Origin of the sequence: Nonomuraea antri (genome assembly GCF_013283785.1) — a bacterium.
Taxonomy (GTDB): Bacteria; Actinomycetota; Actinomycetes; order Streptosporangiales; family Streptosporangiaceae; genus Nonomuraea; species Nonomuraea antri.
In genome coordinates this window covers 1-1551 of the sequence record NZ_JABCPZ010000519.1, presented here as the reverse complement: position 1 = coordinate 1551, position 1551 = coordinate 1, and the positions used below count along the sequence as shown (strand labels likewise).

Here is a 1551-nt window from a genome sequence, read left to right as displayed (position 1 = left end):
TACCAGTAGGTGGCCAGCGGCGTCGCGGCCGTCTCGACGCCGACCAGCTCGCCGCGCCGCACCTGCGAGCCGACCAGGTGCGCCGGGGCGAGTGCGATCCCGGCGCCCTCGGCGGCGGCCTTCCACGCGGCCGTCTGGTTGGCGAAGACCCGCACCTGCGACTCGGGCACGCGCAGCAGGCGCAGCAGCCGGCCGCTGTCGCCGCCCGGGTCGGTGCCGGACGGCCCGACGAGCCACAGGTCCCTGCGGCCGCGCGGCGCGCCGACGGCGATGAGACGGCAGCGCAGCACCGGCCGGCTCACCAGCCCGGGACCGCGTACCTGCGCCCCGAGCGCGACGTCGGCCAGGCGGCTGGACAGCAGCAGCGGCACCTCGTCGGTCGCGGCCACGCCACTGGTCGCGTCGATGGCCTTGCGCTGGGTGAACAGGCAGGTCAGCGGCCCCGCCACGGATTCGGCCAGCAGGCCGTCCATGACCACGTGGACGCGGGCGGGATGGGCGGAGCGCACGGCGGCCGCCGCCTCCGCGCCCAGCGCGACGATCTGGGCGGCGATGCCGAGCAGCCGCCTGCCGCCCTCGGTCAGCACCATGCGGTCGCCGACCCGGGTGAGCAGCGGGTCGCCGAGATGGCGGCGGAGCTGGGCGAGCGACTGCGAGACCGCGGGTTCGCTGACGCCGAGCGCGCGGGCGGCGGCCTTGACCGAGCCGAGGCGGGCGACGAAGACGAACGCGCCGAGCTGGCTGAGAGTCACCCCATATTCATAGATCGTCGAACCACATTAAGGAATCCCTTATTTGTGGATTGTCCCGACAAATCGGCGACGGCAATGGTGCACTCATGCAGGTTCCCGCGAAGTTCGAATACGAGAGGGCCGACAGCGTCACGCACGCTCTCGAGCTCCTGGAGAGGTACGGGCCCGAGGCCCGCGTGGTGGCCGGCGGCCACAGCCTCATCCCGATGATGAAACTCCGCCTGGCCCAGCCGGAGGCGCTGATCGACATCAACGGCCTGGCCGAGCTGGGCCGGATCTCGGTCGAAGGGGACGAACTGGTGATCGGCGCGCTGGTCCGGCACGCCGAACTCCTCGCTCATCCCATTTCAACCGATATTTTCCCGATATTTCGGGATGCGGAGCGCGTTATCGCCGACCCGATCGTCCGAAACAGGGGAACGGTCGGCGGTTCCCTGTGCCAGGGCGACCCGTCGGAGGACCTGTCCGCCGTGTTCGCGGCGCTGCGCGCGACCGCGGTGATCCAGGGCGCGACCGGAATCCGGGAGGTCCCTGTCAGGGAATTCCACACCGGTCCTTACGAGACCTCGGTCCAGCCGGGCGAGCTGCTGCTGGGGCTGCGGGTGCCGGTGACGCCCGGCGCGGGCAGCGCGTACGAGAAGGTGGAACGGCGCGCGGGCGACTGGCCGGTGGCCGCGGCCGGGGCGCTGATCGGGCTCGGCGCCGACGGGAACATCGCCGTGGCGGGCATCGGGCTGACCGCCGTGGGCGCGCCGCACTTCTGCGCCCCCGAGGCCGAGGCGCACCTCATCGGCAGGCC

2 protein-coding genes are annotated in these 1551 nt (G+C 72.5%); one reads left to right on the top strand and one right to left on the bottom strand.

Features of this window, described 5'->3' with window-relative positions:
- Nucleotides 1-752: LysR family transcriptional regulator (locus HII36_RS55075; protein WP_173531366.1), on the bottom strand; the 752-nt coding region annotated here is incomplete at its 3' end.
- Nucleotides 753-838: 86 nt separating this feature from the next.
- Between HII36_RS55075 and HII36_RS55070 the strand changes: the two genes are divergently transcribed.
- The coding region (locus HII36_RS55070; protein WP_173531365.1) for an FAD binding domain-containing protein at nt 839-1551 on the top strand (713 nt) is incomplete at its 3' end.